This window comes from Bradyrhizobium sp. JYMT SZCCT0428, assembly GCF_018131075.1.
Lineage (GTDB): Bacteria > Pseudomonadota > Alphaproteobacteria > Rhizobiales > Xanthobacteraceae > Bradyrhizobium.
The window spans coordinates 1-18,954 of the sequence record NZ_JAFCLS010000086.1 but is presented as its reverse complement, the minus strand read 5'-3'; the positions used below and the strand labels follow the sequence as shown (position 1 = coordinate 18,954).

11 protein-coding genes and 1 pseudogene are annotated in these 18,954 nt (G+C 56.7%); 3 read left to right on the top strand and 9 right to left on the bottom strand.

The genetic code is table 11. The features are described from left to right. Positions 1–175: 175 nt before the first annotated feature. The 6 genes from JQ575_RS41500 to JQ575_RS41480 all read right to left on the bottom strand — a co-directional run bounded on the left by JQ575_RS41500 (position 176) and on the right by JQ575_RS41480 (position 5,154). Positions 176–625: a hypothetical protein gene (locus JQ575_RS41500; RefSeq protein WP_212038932.1), complete on the bottom strand. Its 450-nt coding sequence runs from the start codon at positions 623–625 to the stop codon at positions 176–178. Positions 626–998: 373 nt separating this feature from the next. Next, complete coding sequence (locus JQ575_RS41495) at positions 999–1,919, bottom strand: hypothetical protein (protein ID WP_212038931.1); 921 nt, start codon at positions 1,917–1,919, stop codon at positions 999–1,001. Positions 1,920–2,060: 141 nt separating this feature from the next. Then, positions 2,061–2,420, bottom strand: a complete 360-nt coding sequence (locus tag JQ575_RS41490; RefSeq protein WP_212038930.1) for a hypothetical protein — start codon at positions 2,418–2,420, stop codon at positions 2,061–2,063. A gap of 278 nt (positions 2,421–2,698) precedes the next feature. Continuing rightward, positions 2,699–3,151 (bottom strand): FkbM family methyltransferase, encoded by a 453-nt coding sequence (locus JQ575_RS46800; RefSeq protein WP_409364884.1) that lies wholly within the window; start codon positions 3,149–3,151, stop codon positions 2,699–2,701. Continuing rightward, a complete protein-coding gene (locus JQ575_RS46795) occupies positions 3,132–3,566 on the bottom strand; it encodes a hypothetical protein (RefSeq protein ID WP_409364885.1) in 435 nt (144 codons plus the stop codon). The genes JQ575_RS46800 and JQ575_RS46795 overlap by 20 nt, the downstream gene beginning before the upstream one ends. A gap of 1,360 nt (positions 3,567–4,926) precedes the next feature. Beyond that, complete coding sequence (locus JQ575_RS41480; protein WP_212038929.1) at positions 4,927–5,154, bottom strand: class I SAM-dependent methyltransferase; 228 nt, start codon at positions 5,152–5,154, stop codon at positions 4,927–4,929. Positions 5,155–5,970: 816 nt separating this feature from the next. On the opposite strand from JQ575_RS41480, the pseudogene JQ575_RS41475 reads away from it, so the two are divergent. Then, a pseudogene (locus JQ575_RS41475) lies at positions 5,971–6,153 on the top strand (DUF6949 family protein); the annotation flags it as partial. A 1,423-nt stretch (positions 6,154–7,576) separates the two neighbouring features. Here JQ575_RS41475 and JQ575_RS41470 read toward each other — a convergent pair. The 3 genes from JQ575_RS41470 to JQ575_RS41460 all read right to left on the bottom strand — a co-directional run bounded on the left by JQ575_RS41470 (position 7,577) and on the right by JQ575_RS41460 (position 11,734). Beyond that, on the bottom strand, positions 7,577–8,527 hold the full coding sequence (locus JQ575_RS41470; RefSeq protein ID WP_212038928.1) for an acyltransferase: 951 nt from the start codon (positions 8,525–8,527) through the stop codon (positions 7,577–7,579). Positions 8,528–8,858: 331 nt separating this feature from the next. Continuing rightward, complete coding sequence (locus JQ575_RS41465) at positions 8,859–9,068, bottom strand: hypothetical protein (RefSeq protein WP_212038927.1); 210 nt, start codon at positions 9,066–9,068, stop codon at positions 8,859–8,861. Between the two features lie 2,396 nt (positions 9,069–11,464). Then, complete coding sequence (locus JQ575_RS41460; RefSeq protein ID WP_249167256.1) at positions 11,465–11,734, bottom strand: hypothetical protein; 270 nt, start codon at positions 11,732–11,734, stop codon at positions 11,465–11,467. 163 nt (positions 11,735–11,897) lie between these two features. On the opposite strand from JQ575_RS41460, the gene JQ575_RS41455 reads away from it, so the two are divergent. Both JQ575_RS41455 and JQ575_RS41450 read left to right on the top strand, forming a co-directional pair. Then, positions 11,898–12,353 (top strand): hypothetical protein, encoded by a 456-nt coding sequence (locus tag JQ575_RS41455; protein ID WP_212038926.1) that lies wholly within the window; start codon positions 11,898–11,900, stop codon positions 12,351–12,353. 2,675 nt (positions 12,354–15,028) lie between these two features. Further along, on the top strand, positions 15,029–18,954 hold a 3,926-nt coding region (locus tag JQ575_RS41450), incomplete at its 3' end, for a pesticin C-terminus-like muramidase (protein WP_212038925.1).

Sequence of the window (18,954 nt, the reverse complement as noted above, 5' to 3'; positions counted from 1 at the left end):
ATTTCAGGGCCCAGTACCTAAGCCAACGCCGCCCAGCCAACATATTCGGCTGGCGCGGCGTTGCGCGTGCGTCCCAAGAAAAAGCCCCGCCGGTTAGGCGAGGCTGGCTGAACCAAGGTATCAGTTCGTCACCCTTTCAACCTTCTTGCGTGTCCGCACGCTGGTGATGGGCGCTTCAGGACGTCGGCCCGTGCTTGCTGTAGTCGGCAATCCTTCGGAGCGACATGCGCATCGTTCGAACTAACTCGAGGGCCAGAGATTTGCCGTTGATTTCCTGCGGAAGGATGCTGAAGTGCTTTTCTAGGTAGAGCAGCAGATCGACAAGCCCCTTCGGGTCTGTCGGCATGACGACAAGGAGCGCGCGGCCGCGAAACCGCAGTTCCTCGAATGCCTCCGCGGACCGCCGGCGCGCTTCCTCTATCCGGCTGGACGGCAAGCTTTCCGATTCTGCGGCCGCTTCCCAGGCGACCGCCTTTGCGTAGGCCGCCCGCGCGGCAATGTGCGCCTCAATATCCTCATCGACACGCTGGCGCGTTCGCTGGACCTTCTCGAGAGGCACTTCCTGCACAATGGCCGGCGTCCCGCGCGGGGGAGAATGACCGGGGAATGAGACAACGTTGTTCATGCCATTGCCCCTTGTTGCCAGTCCTGCGGACCGATTTGCGCTAGATGTTGTGGAAGGTGTGATGGCGCCCATTTTTGGTCACGCGGATGCGGCCAAGGGAGTGGGTAGGCGCATCCCGCCTCGAAAGTTGGAAGGCTGCCCACAGCTTGATCCCTTGACCCTTCCGACGAGCTTGCAGCCATCTGCCGCTTTTTGGCTTCACGTGAACCAGCGGCTTGTGGCCCACCTTCGGCGGCGAGGGAGCCTGCGCCATCGCGTTCGCGGGAAGCATGCCGCGGTTAGAATGATCAAACTCTAATCGTCATTACTCCTGTTTCGCCAGCCCCAGTTCGACCAGCCGCGCTTCGGAGCGGGTCGATAAGTCCTCGGCGCTCTACGGGTTGGGGGAATCCAGAAATAGTTTCCCAAACGCGAGACCGCGCACGCTTAGGATTGTGCCTGGTTGTTCGCCTTTGGTGGGCAGCGAACTCTCAAACACGACAGGCGATCCTACGAATGTTTCGATCTGCGCGAACGGCATCTTGAGGACCATCCTTGAGCGCTGATCCAACATTTGCAGGATGGTCGAAGAATAGTCATCCCCCGCAGACTTCAGTATCCGCTCCCGAAATTTTCTCGTGCAGCACCCCGAGAAATAATCAATGAACCAGCCGGCATCCTCATCCGTTGCCGAGGGAACACCTTCCGACGTTGGTCGGACCGGCGTATTCGTGACCTGTTCCGGGCTTGTAGCCACAAAAGCCAGATCATGAGCGCTTATTGCACCGAGATTGATGAAGGCGAAATAAATGGTGATTCGAAACGTAGAGAACTCGATGCTCAAGCTGCTGCCGACCGTGTCTGGATAAGGTGGCGGAACTCGATCTGTGGTCGATGCAAAGACCGAATACACAAGAGTGGATGTCAACTCGTTTAACTCAGTCAGATTGAGGATTTGATCTTTTGCTCTTAGCACCGGACTATATCGATCGGGGGAAAGTTTAGGGGCATACTGCCCAAAGATCGGAAACAGAAAGTGGGTTTTCGAATCCGTGATGAATGATGCGGAGGTGATCGGCAGTGTGCCGTCAGACACCCTGGTCTCCCGCTTGATCGTCGTGCCGGCACTGTGCAAACTTCGATGTACCGAGAATTTTTCTGTTACAATAGGAACGTCACCCCTAATATGGTCTTCGTGATTAATCGCGTGTCTGAGAAAAATTCCGAGATCGCCATTCCTTTCTATGATTGAGAACAGCTCTCGCCTTCCATCCTGAGTTTCAACCAGGATGCGTGTCTTGGGCTTGAAACTCATGGACAGTCCTTTAGTAAGCGCTCTCCGATCAGGGAGATCGCGTCTTGTCGGGGCGACTTTTTTGAGGTGTCTGCAGGAGTCGCATTGGCGATATCTCCAATAGTTTCCGCGCGGCGGCTTCCGGTTCGGGTTAAGGGACGGTCAGTGCACTTCATGCTGCGAATCCATCATGTGGTGCGCATTTTGAACGTGAAGGTCGGTTACCGCTATATCGATCGTGGCGCCACAGAAACAGAGAGCCCGTCCACTAGTCGATTGCGTCGGCAGCGGCAGGCCAGCCTCGTGCATGGCGTATTTCCAAGCTGTCCATGCGCGTTGGCGCCGATAATCGTTGAAATCAGCTTCCGTGCATTTCGAGAGGTAGTCTTTCCAGGCGACCTCGAAGCCCGCCCGCGCCTCGTCGAAGCTTGCCGCATAGCCAGAGCGGTTATGTCGGCGGAGTGATGCTGGGTAGAAACCGACGTCCCATCGCCATTGCTTAGCTGCGACAGGTAAGCCCACTGGATCGCGATCGTGCCGACCTGAACGTCATCCCAAAAGACGTGCCAGCAGTCGGAGCGTTCGGGGTGACGGCGGCGGGTGAGGGCAGGCATGGCTATTGAAGCGCAGCGCGTACAAATTAACAAGCGGTTGGGGACCTAGATGTCACTGACCTACAGCTTGTCGTGGTGGTCCCGTCCGGATCGCGATCTCCTCATATGTCGAGGACGCGAGAATACGAGCTTCCCAAAAGGGACTTGACGTCGCAAGCACGTTGTAGCCGCGGTTGACAGCCTATTTTAGCGGTCGAGTGGCGATGTGTTCTTCAGGTGGATATAGCGTCCCGCATCGGGATCGTAGCAGAACAGTTGCAAGTCGGTGTGGTTCAGAATGTGCGTGGAAACCGTGTGGAGCGGATCGTTACCATGGTCCTCGCAGATCACCCGGCAATCGGTCTTGAGCAAACGCGCCCCACCGATCATGCCAGCGATTTCGGTGCCCTCGACATCGAGCTTTAACACAAGGCGCTTTGTGGACAGATCCATTCGGTCCATGTCGTCCAGAGATATCATGGCGACAGCCTCGCCGCCCTCGACATGCGGGTCGGCGATGGTCATCGACGCGTGCTTGCGGCCGGAAAGGTAGGCAGTGCCTGATGTCTCGCCAATCGCGCTTTTGATTGTCTCGAAACGGTCGTCGTTGACGAGGGCGTTCCGGCGTAAACCAGCGTAGTTAGAGGAGGAAGGCTCGATAGCGATTGCGCGGGGCGGGAGCCGTAGGGGCGGCTCGACACCAGCGTCGACCAGTAACCGTAGTTGGCGCCACAGTCGAGCAGCACGTAGTCGGTGTCGGAGATCCGCGCAGGAACAGGTCGATGTCGAGCTCATAGACGTACTTGCGATCGAGGATCGTGCTCCAGTATTCGTCACCGAATGGAAAGGCAAACACGGCGTCCCCGTTGAGGCGGACGTACATCTCCCGGTTCGGCACCGTCCGGCGCAATGCCCGGCAGCCGAAGCCGAAACCCCGGTGAGCCCATGATGAGGTGATGCGCGCACCGGTCTGGAACGCCTTGATCAGGGCCTTTTCACGAATGCCGGCTCCTTCAATGGCGCCGCTGGCGCGGTCGAAAGCGAGTCGGGTAGAATCTGCCCTGACGGGAATCATAAATTCAACTTTGACGCATAAATGGAAAAAGGATGACCGCACCTCCGATAAGAGTGAGCTACAGCCTGGTTCGAACCAGGTTAAAGGCAGGTTCGTACTATCACGACGGTACTGGCACGAAGGGGACATGGCTAGATGTCCGACTTTGAGTCCGCTGTTAACCTGAATGTCGGTGCAGCGGGTTAATCTCCCAGGGCTATCTCGGGTTCCGGACGCACGGCGGATTCGCGATATCTCCGAGTAGTTCGTCGCGCCGCGGTCCCGTCGAAAGTCTGCGAGCGGTGGCTTCTAGCTTCGCCGCCATTTCTTGTAGCTCTCGCAAGTCGGTCGCCGTCATTTCTTCGCCTTCAGCGCCAGCGCGCGGGGTTCTGCAAGACGATCCAAATGAGGAAGACCAGAGCTACAATAACCCAGATTTGAATTTTCTGCTTACTGGGCCATTTCCAACTCTTCACGTCGCCCTCAAACCAAAATCTCGAGCTGCGGATGGCATCCGCGCGTGTCGACACATCTTTCTTAGATGACCACTTATCGACGGCGGCGATCGTTTCTTCGGGCAGACGGCCTGTTTCTGGATTGCGATAAACGGTTTCATGTTTGAGGATTAGACAAAAAAGCAAGCTCGGGGAAGCTAGCCGCGCGGAGGTACTCCAAAGTAGCTCGGAACGATCCGACCAAGTTGCGTTAACTTTGGTCGCCGTTGGCGCTTTTTCGGCGTTGCGGTCGGAATGGGCGGCCCCAGCGCAGCTTCCCGCCGCTGCTGGGGCCGCCTTTTTGCGATGAACATCGGGTGCTTTGCGCGGCTCGTTAGCAACGTAGTTAGACCAGTCGCAGCGTCAATTGGCGCCGATCCGCTCCCTCATGACGTTCAACAAAATCAGAGAGCGCAGAGGGGAGATCTCGCATCTGCAAATCGCAGCGCCGGCGCAACTCATGGGCGACATCTTTTAAAACGTCTTCTGACCACGGCGTGGTTGAAGCAAGCGGCAGAATTCTTGCCGGGCGAATGATGGATGTCCGTTCATTGCGGTAGGCCGGAATTGACAGCTCGCTTCCGCATCACCACCGCGGCTTGATGATCGTGCGCCATCTCCACCACAGCGAGGACCGGCATCACGCGTCCCCATCGCCGCTCCAAAGAAGGAACATCATAAAATACCTGAGAGAATGGATCCGTGCCCACAGTAAATATTGACCATTCGCGCCCTTCGGGCTCGTGGCTCACAAGCGCGGAGTCAATTTCGGCAAGAAAGTCAGGGAAGAGCGGATTATCGCGATATTTCGTCCGCAGGAGATCAATGTCTGCCGGGTATGGATGGTGATACAGGCGTAACCACTTGGGCGGAGAACTCGCCGAACTTCAAGAAGCCGGAAGATGCGGCGCTGTTGTGTTGGTCGCGAACAACATAGGCGGATTGAGATTTTGTTGGCACCATTCGATATGTGCGGCGTTGATGTCTAACCCCCAATGCTCAGATGTCTCCTCTCGCGGCACAAATCGCAGCATGCGTCCACTGGCGCATCCGAGATCGAGAACGCGTTCCAATGCGATGGGCCGTTGTTCGACTTCGTTCAGGATACCAAGCATCTGCGCCACATCATCCTGGCCGCATTTTAAATACTCTGCTTCAGTCTCCGCGTAACCCTCCCATAAGTGATGAGGTGGCACCGGCAAGTGATTGTTGGGTGCGGACGGACTGACAAACGAAACGTTATCACGTCGGGGTAGCCGAAACGCCCGGACGGTCCTGGCTGACGATCTCTTCGACCGCGCGTTTGAAACGAAGTCTTAACCGCCGCGACAGTCGTTCGATCAGTTGCATTGCATGCCCCTTCTTGGTTCACACCAGCGCTGCAAGTTGCAGCACACGGGCGCCAGCAGTTGGCCCTTACGACATGCTCACCCTTCGGGGCGCAATCACTTCGGAAGCCTGTTCGGGCGAGGGGCGAGATCGGCCCCGCATCGCAACCAAGTCCGACCGGGGGATCGCGGCCTATCTCTTCAGTGAGCAATTTCTTATGCCGTGCGTGCTCCCTGTCACGAACACGGCTTCTGATCGGCCATCATTAACAGATACCGCTGGCGTTTCCGTTTTGCGTTGTTCTGAGGCCCTTGTCAGCCGCGAGATTTTTTACCCGCTGGTTGTTGGCGCCGATCTCAGCCAAAATCGCCGTGCAATTCAAATTGTGGCGTGTCGACGGGGCAACGGCTAGCGGCGCCCTATCGGCGCAGCCAGCAAGGCCAGCTCCCAATGCCACAATCCCCAAAATACGCACTAGTTTTAGCTTTCCTAGACATTACAACCATCGAAGCGCAACCATCTTTAGAGAGCAAGTCGCTATGAGGCGTCCACCCGCGGTTTCTTTCAATTGACGAGCATTGCTTTGCCAAGCTTCGCAAGTTGCCGCGGTTCCGTTCCTGATATTTGCCGCCCCCTTCATCATCATGCGCAATGCGCTTCGAGGCGCCAAGATCGAGCGCCGCCGCTTCGAGTTTGTGATGATAGGGATGGTCGCGGGCTTCTGGAGCCTGATGTCCGGCACGTTCTTCCTGATGACGCTGCGGGCCGCAGGTCTGGTCGCATAAGGCGCGGATGCCAATGCGACTAGTTCCAACATGACGGCCACCCGGTCTCATTTGCCCGCCCACCAGGCGATGGTTCCTATGCGGAACGCACGTCAGCGTTGTATAAAAAAGGGCCAGCAGGATAGAACAGCGAGCCGCTCTCGCGTGACCGATCAGACGACCTGTCAGCGCCGCTTCCAGGCGACCGCCCTTGAGGGCCGCAAGTAGCTCACGTTAACTCCGCTAACCATACCCGGCTCAAGTTCGTCCAGTTGCGGAACCTGTGGCTTGTGCCGCGCGCGTCGGGTCCAAGATGATCAGGCAAATACTGACCGTAATAATCGTCCTGCCGCTCGTCGGCTGCGTTCATGCGCCTGAGGTTGTGCCGGGCACGCCCGCATGGGATGGACTGGGACGGGACCCAATCGTCCACGCGCGACTTCTCACTTCGCAGGCCGAACACGCCAAGTGGATGATCCGAATGCTGATAATTTGTAAGGGCTGCCTCGAAACGCACGGCTTGGACGCTACCGGTTCGATACCCTGAAGGAGCGGCTAAATTTTCGTCGGTTTCCCAACGCAACTCCGGCCACTAGCCTGCGTTATTAAACCGCCATGGCGAAGAACAGCAGAAGGCACTGGAGCGCGGAGGAGGATAACCAGCTTTTGGAAATGACTGCAGCGCGCTACTCAACCAAACAAATGGCGATCCGCCTCCAGCGGCCCGAGAGCGGCGTAATCGCCCGCCTTCGCCATTTGAGGCCGCATCGCAATAATGCCGCACCGGCGAGGGAGTCACGGTAAGACCGCGTTAATGCCTTGCAGGCATCTAGAAACACGTCACTCATTTCTGAAGCGACGGCCCACAAAAAAGCTTACTCGGTTGCATCGGCAGCGCGTCGGCACAGTAACCTGTGGCGCGTGCTTAGCCCGGCGAGTTGGATGGTGATCGGCTGTCGGCTATACGTGGGGCCCAAAGGCAATTTCGGAAAACAGACGAAGCAATATCGCCGTGTCGGCGTTTTGTTTTTTCCAGTTCTATATTGCGAATAACGCGTCATCGTTACCCTCAGGTTACCCTCAGATTCCAGGGCGGTACCAACGCAATGAAAGGGGCGGTAGTTGTCCGGACTTGAGTTTTGGCCCTAAGTGGTTCGCTGTCTCTCGAAGAATGATTGATTCGGTTTCGGGGGAAATCGATTTGACGGATGGTCTTTTGGTCAGTTTAGCGCTTTGGGGGATGATCGGCTGTGCCGTGCAGATTGGGACCCGCCTACTGCTCTGAATGTTGCGAACCGTAGACAATCCGAAGTGCTACGGTCCCCAGCGCAATGGCGAAGCCGCTCTAGGGCCCTGGAGAGCAGTGCATTGGAGCAGCTTGTCTCGCTCGTTGGAGTTGTGAGACAAATTGTTAGGATGTGTGTTGTACTTGCCCTGCACCCCCTCATGGCTCTCGCTGCGGCCCGTGTGACCTCGCCAACTGCTGCACGGGTCGCTCTATATACCGCCACGACAGCACCGAGATGAGGAATGTCACTAGCAATGCTGTCAAGGCTCCAATCACGTTAAAGGCCGGGATGATCAGCAGTATCGGCGCGTGAAGCAAGTATAGTGAATATGAAATCATCCCGACCCCTGCCAGGGGGATTAACGCGCCTCGGCTCGCAGCCCATACTAGAATGATGAAGGCGGCATTGGCGGTGAAGTAAATGACAGGACTGATTTGCGCCCAGTCTGGCCGGCCGAATAGAGAATAGAGCGCGGCGAGAGACAGTGCGCAGGTCGCCTCCGGTGTCTTGCGATGCCAGGTGATGCGATAGATCATCATGCCGGCAATGAATAAGTGGCCGAACTGCGGCATCGCTAAAAGCTGGAAAGCCCAGTTTTCGTACATACCCTGCGCATGACCGCTGTACGGCATCGCGGTCCGAAACAGGATCATTCCGGAAAGCCACAAGAGCGCAATCCGGTCTACCTTGCGGCCTAACCCGGTGGCAAAAATAACAGCGATGATGACGTAGAACCAGAGTTCGTACGCCAACGTCCAGTACGGATCGACAAGCGTCTTAACATGCAGGAAACCCTGCAGCATCGTAGCATTGACCGCTACTATCGGCAGAGTTGTTTGATGCTGCATAAGAAGTATCGAGCCAGCGAGGCCGACCGACAGTAAGTAGACTGGATAAAGCCGCGTGACGCGATGCCACACAAATGCAAACAAGGAGTTAGTTTTTTCTATCGTCATCAGGATGACAAACCCGCTGATGATGAAGAACATTTCTACTCCGAGCAGCCCAAAATGAGCCCGTTGCTCGTCGTAGTGGTACGCCATCACGGCTAGAACGGCGATGCCGCGCAATCCATCGAGGCCCCGCAGTCGTTTTTGGATTTGCATTCTGGATCAGGTTCCTCTGGAAGCCGAAACCTGGTTAAATCGCTATGCGAGCGGCCTGCGATGCCGTTCGCTGCGAGCGCAGACAGGGGGAGCGGCGCCGATCGAAGCCGTTATTTGTGATGTTCTTTCCGCGGTCACGGCGCTTGCAGTCAAAACCGTGGTCCCACCACCGGTCGACTTGGCGTCGCGTCTCTGGGCGCGCCTCGATGCCTGTTATATACCGCGCGGTGATGCCGTCGGCGAGAAATCTCAGATCGTGTGAGAAAGCCAGCCGCGAAGCCAATCGTCAAGATCGCGAAAATCGCTGCTAGCTCCATGAGATACCTCCACCTTATTCGAACACAACGTAAGCGGCTAATTCTGCAAACTTCGAAATGCCGACCATCAGCAACCGGCTGAGCAGGTAAAGCCAGCCGCCCATGACCACGACAACGCCGAGGAAATAGATAGCTACGATTATCCCGCCCCGCAGCCTCCGTTCGACCCTCGGCGAATGCGTGACCACCAGAGCATTTGCCATTTCGTGGTCAACAGAACTCATAATGCCTGTCCGAACGCTGCGGGAACAACCGGCAACTCGGTGCCGCCCGAGAGGTTGCTATTGTATTTAATAATTTCGCGCTCTCTTAGGGGCGGAGCTGACCCCGTGACTCCCGCTTGACGGCCGCGGCCAACTTAGGTTGCCGGCATGACTGTCGCAACCGAAGCCTGTTATGCCGAGCGGATTTCGATACTGAGGGAAGACCGTCTTCACGTCGGGCCTTTCTCCCGCGGCGGATGTCCGGGTCGGGTATTGTGCGGCCGGCGCGCTGGTCACTTGGTCAAGGACGTATATTTCTCTGCGGCGCTGGATAGCGGCGGCGCGGCATGGTTGGCCGGATTGCTATCGCATCTGCCTGGGCGCTGTCGTGGCGCGAGACGCCTGCAGTGCAGGGCACTGATCTTGCGAACCTGCAACGATATGATGCCAGTGTTCATGAGCGCATTGCTGTCGCCGGCGCCATGCGCGATGCGGAGCTACCCCACGAGGTGGTCAGCCGCCAAAAGCGGTGCGAAGAGCTATTTGTACCAGGCTGTTCTGCGGACAGGCTAGGCGCTGCTTGGCCACCGTGACCTACTCCATCAGGGCGGCCTAGCCTCATTCCCTTCATGGGAGATTCCTCGGTGGAAACGCCCCGCCGCGACGGGCGAGAGTTTTCTCATGGGCCCAATGGGCCCGGTTACTACTTGCCGAGGGGTTGCTCTGGCGATCCCGGCCCTGATCCGGGGGCGCCGATGGGAAGTCCGTTTGCTGAGTGACCAACACCTACGCCGGGCGCGCTGACAGCCCCAGGAACGGCCTTCGTATTGTTTCCCGTAACCGCCTTGTTTTGCTCTGCAGCCACAGCGTTCTGCGTAGGGTTTTGAGGATTGGTTATCCGGGCCGCGTTATTGTTCGAATTGGTTTGCGTTGAGCCCGGTCCGTTCGGCTGTGGGTTTGTGGAAGTCGCGGCGCCCGTCTGACCGTTCTGATTCGCGGAACTGGCGGCGGGCGCGCCGGGAGTGAAGTAGTTTGTGCTTTGGTTCGGTGTGGCCTGCGTCGCGCTCGGATTGGAAGGCCCCGACGTGGAATTACCTGTCGCGGCTGTTCCAGCCGCAGAACTGCCACTGGAGCCACCGCTACCAGAGGAACTGGTGCCTCCTGCGGCGCCTCCCCCAGGGCCTCCGCCACCACCGCCGCCTTGGGCTAGAGCGTGAGACGTCGTGATGAAAAGGAAAGCGACAATAACGTAGAGTCTTTGTGGCAGCATGGATCTCTCCGGTGGTTCACAAAGACAAATGCCTTCACAACGATATGTTCCGTGTCGTCAGCAGCGGTAGGACTAGGGATGGCGCACTTTGCAGCTTTTGTGTTGATCCACTGGTTCAAATGTCGAGGCGAAAAGCGTCCCGTTAACGTGGGAGGCCGCTTCTGCGAGCGCTTTGCAAATCTGCCTGTCACGCCACTACTCCGGGTAGGTTGCGTCGGGCCTCTCGCCAGCGGCGCCGTCAACTAAGGCGGGGCCTCAGTTCAACCATCGCGGCCGAGCTTCCTTTTCGAACGCTTCCGCAAGCGTCGTCCAGTCGGACGCAAGCTCTAGCCATGCGTCTGTGGCTAGCGAAGTCACAGACGCGGCAGCATTGGTACGGCACTGGTCCGCGGCCTGGCGGCAGTAAGCTGCATCGTCTTTGCGCATGTCCGTCAGCTTCTAAGTTGCGCTAATGGGACGGTCCGGAGATGGTTTGTCTCGAATTAGTTCCGGCGGGATCGCGCCAGCAGCTATTAACCGTTCCCGGTCTCTAGCTAAAAGCCGGTAACACGCGGCGATGTCAGCGAACCGCTTTTGCATACACTCGTTCGATGATGTTGCCGCAAACGCCTCGAATTCGACTGCCTTTTCGAGGTACTGTTCAACGGTGCGCATAACCTCACTCCGGCGCTTGCAGGCCGGGCGATGAAAGCCACTCATCAACGTGTGTCGCAGTCTCCGCTTGGCGTGCCTTGCGGAGAACCTGTTCCCGCTCTGGGCCGTGCGGCAATTTTTCCGCTCTGGCGCGTAGGCGCCGGGCTTCCTGCTCGAGACGCTCGGAGAGAGATAGCAATTGCTTGAATCGACGCCGCTCTACCATAGGGCGCTCCTTCCATTGAGGAAGGCGGGAGCGCTACCAGGCGTTCTCATTACCGATGAAAGCCACTGACCGGGCGGTGATGAACCAGTCTGGCATGGCTGTAGCTGTCTCGATGGTCAAACAGCTCACATCACAAAACTTAACATGATATCGCCGCCGTGGGTGTTCGGAAACAAGTGGCAACGGCCGGAGTTTTGACTGCGCTGCCTGTCCCCAATTGCCCCCGGCAGCATATGCGGCCCCAGAGCTCCCCGAGGCAGGGGCCGTTTCGTTGCTAATTACGGGCGATCAGGAACGAGAGCGATGGGCTGGATTTTGCTTTCCAATGTCGCACCGGCTGCGCAGCTCTTGGGCGATATCTTCAGAGACATCCTCCGGCCAGCGTTCCGCGGTTTTGATGGCCGCGACACGGATGGGGTTGCGGTACTGGCCGGTGAGCAGATCCTGGATGACCGTCTCGAGGTCGGTGGTCTCATAGTCGGCCTCGCGCCAGGCGCGGCCGATTTTGCCGAAATCGTCGGCGACGAGATAAATTGTCTCATCCTGATCGTCTGGCACAATCGAGGGGTACGCATCACAAAACTCCTACGCAACAGAACCGTGATTCAAGAGATGACGATACGTTTCGGGACCTCGCGCATAAAGCCGTTACCTATTCTTCCCGGTCCCGGAACATAAGCGAAGATGCCGGCGTTCACATGCATCATCGGAGACACGGTCAATGGCATCAAGCGCACGCATTTTCTTCGCTGGGGTGGGAACCACTTTCGCAATCCTCGGGGTCGGCTTTGGCGGCGGGCTTCTCATGGCCAACTCGGCTATCAATGAACCCACGGGCTATCAGGCCCGCGCAACTGCGCAACCCCCGTCACCTGTCAGAGTCATCTTGCCTACGACTGCAGGAGCCGCCCAGCCAACGCAGCAGCCCCAACAGGTGGCTGCAGTTGAATCGGTACCCGAGCCGATGAAGGAAGTGCAGCCTGAAAAGCGCGTAGAGAAGATCGATACTAAAAAGACTGAAGCTGATCTGCGTGAGCGCCGCAAACGGTACGCGGAAAGAAAAGCCAAACGCGAAGCTGCCCGCGCTACGCAACTGGTAGCACGAGCGCGTACAGATGCACCGATAATGGCATTTGGCGGAGAGAACGCTCCGAGCTTGGCACTATTCGGTAACTAGACCCAACTTATGTGCGCATCGTGAACGTGGCGGTCGGTTACCGCTCCTGTCCACTCGTTGATTGGGTCGGCAGCGGGAGGCCGGCGTCGCGCATGGCGTACTTCCAAGCCGTCCAGGCGCGCTGGCACCGATACTCGTTGAAATCAGCTTCCGTGCATTTCGGGAGGTAAGCTTTCCAGGCGACCTCGAAGCCCGCCCGCGCTCCTCAAAGCTCGCCGCATAGCCGGAGCGGTTGTGTCCGCGGTGTGATGCCGGGTAGAAGCCGACGTCCCATCTCCATTGCTTGGCCTTGACCGGCAGACCCGACTGAATCGCGATTGTGCCGACCTTACGTCACCGTAAAAGACGTGCCAGCAGTCGGAGCGTTCGGGGTGAGGCCGGCGGGTGAGGGCGGACATGCCCCATCGAAGCGCGCTCGCGGCGTCTAGGCAAACGATCCCAGCGCTTGGGTTCGTAACTGCCGCGGCATACTCGGGATTGCGCTGTATCTTCAGCCGGAGCTGGACAAGCCGAACTGCTTTGCTCGTTTTGTGTACCGCCGTTGCAATCGAGCAGCGTGTTCGATTCAGTTCAACAGCTATCTCGGCGGCTTCCTTTCCGGCATCGAGAAGCTCATCGCCGCCCTCGATGTGCTGAGTAATTACCGCCTATAAAAAGGGGATGCCCCCGTGGGTCACGGCAGCTTGCACGGCACCCCCGATAAGTGTTGTAGCGCTACAGCGTTTTAGGGGGAGGCGGAGCAAAGGGATTATAGGGAATAGGAAGCCGAGGGGGAGGTGGCGTCGCCCTACCGCCGGTCACCGTATCCAATTCCTTCGTTGTCAGTTCAGTCGTGCGTTCCATGTTGCTTGTCCTGTTCCTGCACCGGTGCACCATTGCATCGGCATGAACAGGACAATGACGGATCAGCGGCGACTGCGCTGTTCCCTAGGTAACAGCCCTTCCTAGAAACAGTGTTTGTGCGAGGGTACGTACGACCATTGGGTACGAAGGTTTTGTTCCCGCTGGTGCACTCGCACGGGTCTTGAGAGTTTTGGATGCTTGATGACCGTTGAATGCTTGATGGCCGTTGGATGCTTGATGGTCGCGTCAGGCCGAACCGGCGTTGTCTGAGGCTTCGGCTGCTCGACTAATGTTTGGGGAGCCTCGTTGGATGCCAGGCTCGGCTGCTCGACTAATGGAGCCTCGTTGGATGCTAGGCTCAAGTTTGCATAGCACGAGGATGTCGGAATCAGCACAATCAAGGTGATCAGAATAAGTTTGCGCATTTATAGACCTCCACTGGTGAACCGGTTTCTAGACCGTGTGCCAGCATCATCGTCCATTTCCAGGAAGGCGGCTGTTCCCTAGGTGACAGGCTCGGCTTCGGGCCGAGTTCCTGACGACAAAATTAGGCCCCGCCGTTGGTGGTCAACGGCGGGGAATGGGTGCAACAACGATAGTCTCCCGCAGTATCAGCTTCGAGGGATCGGCGGATTGAAGCCACCGATAGCCGAAAGCACTTTCGCGATCTGCTGCGGCGTCAGCAGGTCTTTGTCCCGAGGAATGTCCTTTTGTTGGGTCGCAGTATCGAGCGACGCCTGGCCAACATGTTCGGCTCGGCTACTTTTCTGGATTTCCGATATTAACGGACATGTTTTAGGGTTACACGAAAAGCAAGCTGGGGAGCTCACCGCGGAGGTACTCCAAAGTAGCTCCGACCGATCAACCGAGTTGCGGTAGTAATCTAACCCGCCGTGGTCGCTTGTTCGCGGTGCCCGAGGCTGGAATGAGCGGCTCCAGCGCAGCCTCCCGGCCCCTGCTGGTTCCGAAAGGAGTGCGTTGCCCAAGCCGGAGAAACCATCCCAGCATTGAGGTGAGCCCTTGCCAACCAGAACGTTTTCGCAAAATAGTACTAAATGTTGGAGCGGGAGCCATCCGAATAGGTGTGCCGCATTGCAACTTTACCATCGTGCGGTTGGACGTCGCGCCACCGCCTACGACTCTGGGCTGCCATCGATGCCCTTGGCGAGTATGACAGCGCCCATGGCCGCCCTCGTCTTAGGCCCCGCGGCCGTCCTGAGCACGTCCATCGCCCGTCGGTAGATGGTCCCGGCGTTGAACCACTTGTTCGGTTGACGACATGTTCCAATCTGCGAGTTGCTTTCGGAGAAGTGGCGATGACGTTCAAAGCAGGCGTTTGCGTCGGCCTTTCGCTTGGCGAGATCCAAAGTGGATGTGCCGTCTTGTTGCGCGACGGCGATCATCCGCGCAGTGGCGATCTAGTCTGCTCATAAGCCGGGCGGCAACCTTTGCAACAGTCCTGCGACGGAAAGTTTTTGCGAAAGTTCCCGCTGGATTGCCTAAGTCAAATGCCCTAAGTTGTCGTGATATTTATCTTTTTTTGACCCGGCTTTGGAAAACAGATGATAGTCAGCGGGACGCTCGTTGTAAAAAATTCACCCTATACTTATACGTTCGACGGTTTCGGATCAGCTACGTCAAACACAGTTTCTTCATTACAAAGCGATGGTTGGACAGTCACTGTTTTAAGTTCGACCTACGTTTCGAGCAGCGACGATTTCTATTACCATCGAAGAGTGACCGGGCCAACATCGGTAGACGGTGCAGTCGTAAGTGGTTCTCTCCTTGTAAGCAGTGGCGGGTTTGCGACCAACACTGATATCAAGGGAGGCATGTGGGTTTACCAAGGCGGCAGTGTTACGAATACAACTCTCAATAGCGGCAACGTCGTCATAGAAGGCGGCTCTGCCACGTTAACAACGGTGAACAGCGGTACCTTGTCCGTTGGCTCCGGAAGGCTCACAAGTACTTTCGTAAAGAGCAATGGAACCGTATATCTTGGTGGCCAAGGAACGGCGACGAGCACGAGTATCGATGGTGGATTCTTACGCATCTATTCCGGTGGAGTTGCCAACGCTACGCTGGTTACAAACGAAGGTCAGATCGAAATTGAGAGCGGTGGCATAGCTCATGGAGTCGAAGTAACATCAGGAGCAATTGTTTATCTGCACGGATCAGCGGATAGTTTTAAAGTTACGACTAGCGGCGCGTTGGTTATTAACGGGGGGACAGTCACTAATCTCAACATCAAGCCTGGCGGTTTCGTGTTCGCGGAGACCGGCATTCTGAATGGAGACATAGTTAGCCACGGTGCTCAAGTCGACGTTCGCTACTCAGCGCAAGCCATCGGGGTTTCTGCCCTGGGATTGGTTGAGATTTATTCTGGGGGGCGCGCGCAATCGACGGTAGTGTCGAGCGGGGGACAACAAAATATCTTAGCAGGCGGGATCGACACCGGAACAATTATCCAAGGCGATGGCCTGCAAAAAGTCGCCTCAGGCGGATTGAGCATTTCAGCCAGCGTAGTCGGAAGCGGCACCAACCACAGCGCGGTTGCTATTATCTCTTCTGGTGGCCTTGCGTCTGCCACAACGATTTCAGACTCGGGGATGTTGATCGTCCAAAATGGTGGAGGTGTGATCAGCACAATTATCAACGACACTCATTTTGGTGCAGGCAGCAATGGAGGTCTATTCGTATCTTCGGGAGGAAATGCCCGACTCACAACCATCAACGATGGCGGCGTTGAGGTCGTCTTCAACGGCGGTACTGAGGGAAGCGCGACCATCAATAACGGAGGGAGAATAGTTGTCTCCTCCGGCGGATTAACAAAAAATACCTCAATCCTAGCATCCGGTTTCGAGCGAATCTCTGCTGGCGGGACAGCAAGCGCTTCGGTTATTTCGTCTGGTGGCTTCCAGGTTGTCTCCTCGGGCGGCGTCGCCAGTGCGACGATGGTGAGTAGCGGTGGAACGGAAGTAGTTTCATCCGGAGGCATTTCCCGAGCGACCAATGTGAGTGCTGCCGGATTAGAGATCGTTACGGCGGGCGGCATCGCCAACGCCACGGTTGTTCAGGGCAATGGTTCGCTCAATCCTGCGACGGCGGCCGACAGCGGCAAAATTTACGTATCCTCTGGTGGAACAGCAAGTGCAACGACCGTTCGCAACGGTGGCTACGAAGCAGTTTTCGCAGGCGGGGTCTTGAATAGCGCCACCATCGACGGCGGCATGGTTGAACTAACGAGCGGCGCATCAGCCTCCGGGCGCATTGTTTTTGCCCATACCGGTTCTGCGACTAACATTTTGCAAATTGACAACTTTGCCAGCTTTAGCGGGGAGATCAGCGGATTTTTGGCGGGAGACGTAATCGACTTCGCCGGGTGGGGCAACCTCACACTTTCCGCGGCATTCGGTAACCCCCGAACGGTTAATGTCTACAAGCAAACAAATCTGATCGCGTCTCTTAACTTCACGGGTGCAATCGACCTCGATAGTATTGAGGCAGTAAACGATTTGCACGGGGGCACCCAGATTGTCCTCGATACATCAAACGTTGCCTTAAACGATCCGCAGCCTGCCGGATACGATATTCAGTGGAACTTCATCCATGAACGGGAGAGCCCGGGTGGAAAAATCTCCTTAGCCCCGTACATTCCCCTCGATCAGCCGGGGGTAGTCAAGGGTACATCTGGAATTACGGTTGGTCTTGGTGTCGATTTCGGCAGTGGCATCATTAAAGCGGCACGCTTCGCCGCTCTGTTTCCCGACTACGCAAATCATTACAATTTAAAATTCTTGTACGATGCGCTCGGTAAGAGTGAAGCGCTTGCCATCGCACAGATTGAGACTGGGGCAGTATCTGTTGGAGGAAATGAAACGTCGCGATCAGTGAGCATTACTCGATCGCAGGCAAACGCTCTCACAGCCGAAGCCGAATCGGTCACTCTCGCAGAATTGATCGCGATTTGGGAAAATCCGGTTCGGTGGGGCGGGCATGCGGTCGTCCCGATCAGTGACCTGCCGTCAAACGCGCAAACCGTTCTGGTGGATGTCGCGTTTCAATATGGCCCTTCGAATATGCCGTTACAAAACAGCAAGAAGGGAACTCCTAGATTTTTGCGCCTCATGATCGAGGCTGCGAAGACCATCTCCCCTCAATCGCCAGACGGGTCCCCGGAAGCTTGGTTAGAAGTTTACAAGGAGTTGACTCATTTCGGAGATGCGTTCTTCGACCGCAGAATAAGGGAAGCAGCCTTAATTTTCTCGCTTATTCCCGGTGCTACGGTCAGTTTGCCAGCTCTTGTCGAGCCCATCGTCATTGCATCTAACGTTTCAAATTACAATTTTGAGATTGCAGATAGCTCGACGCAATATGCTTTCGATCCGGCAGGCAAGAACGTTTACACGCTCACCTCGGACGCCCAAACACCTGATTTCAGTTCAATCCAGCTTCCGTCGGGCAGCGCGGCTGCATATTCAGTCATCTATCTGATTGGTTCGGCTTGGTCCGCACCTCAAATCTTGCAGCCGCTTGACGTGTTAGCCATGCCGCCCGGTGTAAGAGGCATTCGGGTAACGATGCTAGACACCAGTGGCATCGCCGAAGCGGATCCTGGTAATTTTACCTTCTACGTGACGTTTGCTTCTGCGGGGACGTTTTCCGGCGAGGTGACCCAGCTAGCCTCAACTCCCCCGGTGATAACGCTAGATGCATTAACGATCTTACCAGCCGGCGTTATCTCGCTCACCGGTACGAACTCTGCTGTCTCTGGCATATCGAGCATCACCATTCAGCGCGATGGCAATTCCATTGGACAAGCCACACTTGGTCCAAGTACTTGGAATTTCCAAGGTAACGGTTCTGGAAGACTTGGATCGATTGCTGCGACAGCGACCGATGGTGCCACGGCAACGACCACGGCTGGGCTTGCCAGCCTCCGAACCTTTGTATTCGGCGCTGGTGGATTAAGCGCGAACTTCACCGGGACAGAACTTCTAGGAACAAGCTTTGTCGTTAACGGTGGGGGATTTGGCAACAACTTGATCACCGTCACCGGATCGTCGGTTGATCTTAGCAACCGAAGCTTTATCAACTGGGGAGCCAGCAATCAGGTATTAATCCTGGGATCGTCGGGCGCTTCCAATCTACTCTTTGCCCCCGCAGTCGACACGACCGAGCTCGGTGGTTCGGCGAACGACATTCTTCATGGCGGAGCTGGCAAAGATACTGTTTATGCTAACGACGGCAATGACAGCGCCTACGGTGGCGATGGAGCCGATGTCCTCGTGCTGGGCAACGGCAACGATTTTGGGGATGGAGGAAATGCCAACGATTATATCTACGCTGGCGCGGGCAATGACGCTTTGATTGGGGGACCTGGTCTCGACGTGTTGCTGGGCGAAGGCGGTAACGATTCCATTTATGGCGGCACCGGTTTCAATTATTTATTCGGCGGCGACGGCGACGACCTTTTGATCGGCGCGGGCGGCACTATTGGAGCCGGTGACGTCAATGTGATGCTGGGCGAGGCCGGTGCTGATGCTCTCTACGGTGGTGCGGGCACCAATTATTTCTACGGCGGTACCGGCGTTGACAGCATGTTCGGCGGCTCTGGCCTGAACATCTTCATCTCGTCCGCAGAGACTGACGGCAATTATATCTACGGGGGCTCCGGCCAAAACTATGTCTATGGCTCGAACGGGGGCGACACCGTCACCGGCGGCGCGGGCGTCGACGTATTCCTGATGGGTGCTGG